The sequence below is a fragment of the Youngiibacter fragilis 232.1 genome (assembly GCF_000495435.3).
Taxonomy (GTDB): Bacteria; Bacillota; Clostridia; order Clostridiales; family Clostridiaceae; genus Youngiibacter; species Youngiibacter fragilis.
In genome coordinates this window covers 1-4,291 of the sequence record NZ_AXUN02000162.1, presented here as the reverse complement: position 1 = coordinate 4,291, position 4,291 = coordinate 1, and the positions used below count along the sequence as shown (strand labels likewise).

Annotated in this window: 6 protein-coding genes; all 6 read left to right on the top strand. The window is 40.8% G+C overall.

What is annotated here, in order from left to right; translation table 11 throughout:
- The first annotated feature begins 112 nt into the window (after positions 1-112).
- The 6 genes from T472_RS07755 to tnpC all read left to right on the top strand — a co-directional run bounded on the left by T472_RS07755 (position 113) and on the right by tnpC (position 4,192).
- Positions 113-580 carry a hypothetical protein gene (locus T472_RS07755; protein ID WP_023388090.1) on the top strand — a complete coding sequence of 156 codons (468 nt, stop codon included), beginning with the start codon at positions 113-115 and terminating at the stop codon, positions 578-580.
- A gap of 412 nt (positions 581-992) precedes the next feature.
- Complete coding sequence (locus T472_RS07750) at positions 993-1,184, top strand: hypothetical protein (RefSeq protein WP_023388091.1); 192 nt, start codon at positions 993-995, stop codon at positions 1,182-1,184.
- 236 nt (positions 1,185-1,420) lie between these two features.
- Positions 1,421-1,705: a hypothetical protein gene (locus T472_RS07745; protein ID WP_023863520.1), complete on the top strand. Its 285-nt coding sequence runs from the start codon at positions 1,421-1,423 to the stop codon at positions 1,703-1,705.
- 77 nt (positions 1,706-1,782) lie between these two features.
- On the top strand, positions 1,783-2,103 hold the full coding sequence (gene tnpA / locus T472_RS07740) for an IS66 family insertion sequence element accessory protein TnpA (protein WP_023387515.1): 321 nt from the start codon (positions 1,783-1,785) through the stop codon (positions 2,101-2,103).
- Entirely contained in the window at positions 2,100-2,456 is a 357-nt protein-coding gene (gene tnpB / locus T472_RS07735) for an IS66 family insertion sequence element accessory protein TnpB (protein ID WP_023387514.1), read from the top strand. The genes tnpA and tnpB overlap by 4 nt, the downstream gene beginning before the upstream one ends.
- 218 nt (positions 2,457-2,674) lie before the next feature.
- On the top strand, positions 2,675-4,192 hold the full coding sequence (gene tnpC / locus T472_RS07730; RefSeq protein ID WP_242864782.1) for an IS66 family transposase: 1,518 nt from the start codon (positions 2,675-2,677) through the stop codon (positions 4,190-4,192).
- Positions 4,193-4,291: the final 99 nt, after the last annotated feature.

Here is a 4,291-nt window from a genome sequence, read left to right as displayed (position 1 = left end):
GGTTTTGTGATTGACCCAATATAAAACAAGAAAATAATTAGTGAACAATATTCCCACATTGCGAGGCTATGTAGGAAATTTGACCATTATTCAATTTCAATGAGGTGATATTTTGGTGAAGGTTACTCTTGATTTAGTATCACGAGGATGGTTTTCTATTAAACTATCCAATGGTTTAGATGAAGTCGAAATCAAAGCGTCCTATTTATCAAACTCACCGGCTATCATAATTTCTTCTGTTAGAACGGTTTTGAATGGCTCCAATTTCGCAAGTTGCATTTGTCAGGCCGAACCTGGGGAGTATCGAATAAATTTTGATAAGAGTAACGAAGTGGTGAATATTTCAGTTCTTGAGTTTCCTAACTCATATAGTAAAGATTCTAATAGCAAGGGAAAGGTGCTTTTCGAAGGAACTGAAAGTATAGGTGTTATTGCTAGGGAAATAAAACGACAATATGACAGATTGCTCTATAAATTTGGACTTGAAGGGTATCGGAACATATGGGGTTATGAGTTTCCCTTAGAAGAATTGTCACTACTTAAGGAATCATTTGTGGCACATAAATCCAAGAATTGTTAGCTCGCATTCTTCCCAAAATGCGAAGTAAAGGAAGATAAAGTGGCGAAAAACTGAAATAGCCTAATCGAAAATCAATTATTTAGAAGTCAGAATTGATATCAAGCCATTATTAATGAAGGGTTTATGCTATTTTTCAGCAAAATGATATTTTGCCACAGAAACTCACGTTGAGACGGTAGTTCTCCTGTCTCAATCGTAGACGGATCTATCAAAGTGTTGTAAGTAGCATAATAAATGCGAATTTAAAGGGGGAAATAAAATTAAAAAGCGAAAATATCCTACTAGCTTATTTGTTTTCGGATTTATCACTAATGTCTTTTTCCATTTCTTTTATCTATTTATTTCAGCACTGATACTTATGATTGTTGGAATCTGGGTGAGAGTGTGTTTATATCTCGGCTTGGGAGTATTGTTGTTTAATTTTATTTTATCTCTAATTGAACAGTTGAATATAAGGAAAGCATTTATAAGTGATAGTGATAATCCTGATTTCAAAGACTTTCAAAATGCAGTGATGATGGATGAAAACTGGATGGAAAATGTGAGAAATTTTATTGATGGCAAGCTTCAAGACAGCGAAAATGAAATAAATAATGATAAGTAAATTCCAATTTGCAGGTTTAAATGTTCCCTCAAATCGTAAAATCGTGGACTTGTTTCTGTATACTGCGACATCAATAATTACTTCTAGTGCTATGTTGAAATAGGCTTAAACCCTTGCAAGTGGTCGATTTAGATGTTTTATGGAAAGTTTAAGTTTAACGGTAAAGCTTGGAAATAGAGCTAGTATCTATATTTTTTTCAGGCTAAAGTTAAGGCTCATGAAAGGAAGGGCTTACTTTGGATTTTATAAATGAATTTGATAAAATTATCTATGATGTTTCCAGTGTACTCGGAAAGCCTATCGATAAAACCCAATATGAAATTATTGACAGAGGAGTACCACATCAGCCTAAAACACTACCAGTCCGAATGATGGGTGTTTATATGTTCTGGTATGAAGGCGAATTCATGAAAATTGGAAAAGTCGGACCTAATAGTAATGCCCGGTTTTTGAGTCAGCATTACAATCCTAGATCAGCCCCAAGTACATTAGCTGCATCGATTCTATCTGATAAAAGGTAAGCGGAAATTGTACAGCACCTAGCAGCCAAACAAGTGTTTTGAGATAATCAGACCATCAATAAAATGGAGTGATTATCATGCCGTCATCAAGAATGGAGTTACAGCAGTTCTGGAAAGCACAGGTTCAGGCATTCCGCGAGAGTGGACAAACAGTGAGCCTTTGGTGTGAGTCCAATGGAATCAACAAATCAAAGCTAAGGTACTGGATCAGGAAAGAAGATAGCGTTGTCGAAGGGTCTTCGGAAGACAATCAGGTTGATTGGATCTCTGCTGTGATTCCAGCATCACAAGGAAGAAGCTCTCTGAGGATTTCAATCGGCAACATAGTCATAGAAGCAAGTCCTGATGCGAGCAGAGAGCTGTTCGAAATTGCCTTAAGGGTGCTTGCTGCAAAATGATTATCCGGAATTCCATAGGCAAGGTATATTTAGCGTGTGGGGCAACAGACTTCAGGAAATCAATCAATGGATTGGCCCTTCTGGTACAATACAGTTTCGACCTTGATCCTTTTTCAAACTGCCTGTTTGTTTTCTGCAACAGGAACAAGGATAAGCTTAAAATACTCCAATGGGAACATGATGGGTTCTGGCTTCACTACAAACGCCTGGAGAAAGGAAAGTTCAAGTGGCCGGACAATGCTGAAGGCAAAGCCATGGGAGTAACGGAACGAGAACTCGGATGGCTGCTTGACGGTCTTCCCGTGAACCAGCCAAGGGCTAGAAAAGCTGTCGCTGAAAGAATAATGATATAGAAATGTATGTTGAAAAAAGCATTGGAAAACAAGGGTTTTCAATGCTTTTTCTTGTGCTTCAAACCAATTTATGGTATAATAGTGTTATGCAAAATATAGATTTAATACATTCAAAGACCACTGATATAACTGAATACAACGTTGATGATATTTTCAGCAAACTGGCTGAAGTCGAGGCAGAGAAGTCAGAACTCGAAGATAAGAACGAGAAACTCAGCATGGAGGTTGAGCAGCTGCAGGCTAAGGTCAAATGGTATGAGGAACAGATACGCCTTTCGGCTCACAAGAAGTTCGGGACATCCAGCGAAATGACAGATACGGACCAGATGTCCATCTTCAACGAAGCTGAAAAGGACGCCAACACATCGGTTCCGGATTCTTCCATAGAGACCATAATCTATGACAGGAAGAAGAAGGTAGGCAGAAACAATGAAATATACAAGGATCTCCCGGTCGAGACCATAGAGTACCGACTTGAGGGAGATGACTTGCTGTGCGATAAATGCGGCAACGAGAGACATATCATGAAGACCATTGTCAGGAAAGAGATCCAGGTAATACCTGTGCAGATAAAGGTCATTGAGCATGTCCAGAGTGTCTACTCATGCAGAAACTGTGAAAAGAATTCATCGGATGCCGAAGCTACAGTGCCCATAGTCAAGGCTCCTATGCCAGCACCGGTGCTGCCTGGAAGCTTCGTGTCACCTTCCCTCATGGCTCATGTCATGATTAGGAAGTATTCTGAGGGAGTCCCTCTGTATAGGCAGGAGACCCAGTTCAGGAACAGCGGGATAAACATCTCAAGGATCAACCTTGCGAATTGGATTATCCGTGGATCCGATGACTGGCTCAGTGTGCTGTACAAAAGGATGCATGAACTTCTCGTGAAGGAGGAGGTTCTCTTTGCTGATGAAACCACTCTTCAGGTATTGAAGGAGGTTGGCAAGTCACCGCAAAGTACTTCCTACATGTGGCTTTACCGCACAGGTGACAGAGGCAGGCAGATAATCTTGTATGACTATAAGCCTAACCGTCAGGCCAGGAATCCCAAGATATTCCTATCGGGGTTCAAAGGATATATTCACACCGATGGATACGCTGGATACAACAGCGTAGATAACGCAGTGCTTGTAGCATGTATGGCTCATGCCAGGCGGAAGTTCGTCGATGCCACCAAGGCGATAAGCGACACTTCCAGCATCCTGTACACACGCGCCGAGGAGGGCATTGCTTATTGTGACAAGCTCTTCAAGATAGAAGAGTCTATTAAGCATGCCTCCGATGAGGAACGTTATGATGAGCGTATGAAAAGAAGTCAGCCGCTGATGGATGAGTTCCACTTGTGGCTGCTAAACCAAAAAAAGCAGGCTCTTCCAAAGTCAATGCTTGGACAGGCGATAAACTACTCACTAAACCAATGGGACAAGCTGGAAAACTTCCTTCTTGATGGAAGGCTTGAACTAAGCAACAATCTTTCAGAACGTTCCATAAAACCATTTGTCATCTCGAGAAAGAATTTTCTCTTCAGCAACTCTACTCGCGGAGCAACAGCTAGCGCAGTGGTGTTCAGCATAATCGAGACAGCTAAGGGTAACGACCTCAATCCATTCCCATACTTGACATATGTGTTGGGAAAGCTTCCAAATATTGATCTGGATAACCAGGCGGAGGTCGATTCGCTTATGCCTTGGTCATCTGATCTACCTGATAACTGCAGGCTGCCAGTCAAAAATTAGAGAAAACCTCATCTTAGGATGGGGTTTTCATTTTTAGAGCATATTCCATTTTCTCAAACTTGAAGCATGACCACCATGTGCTATACAATTTCCGCTTAC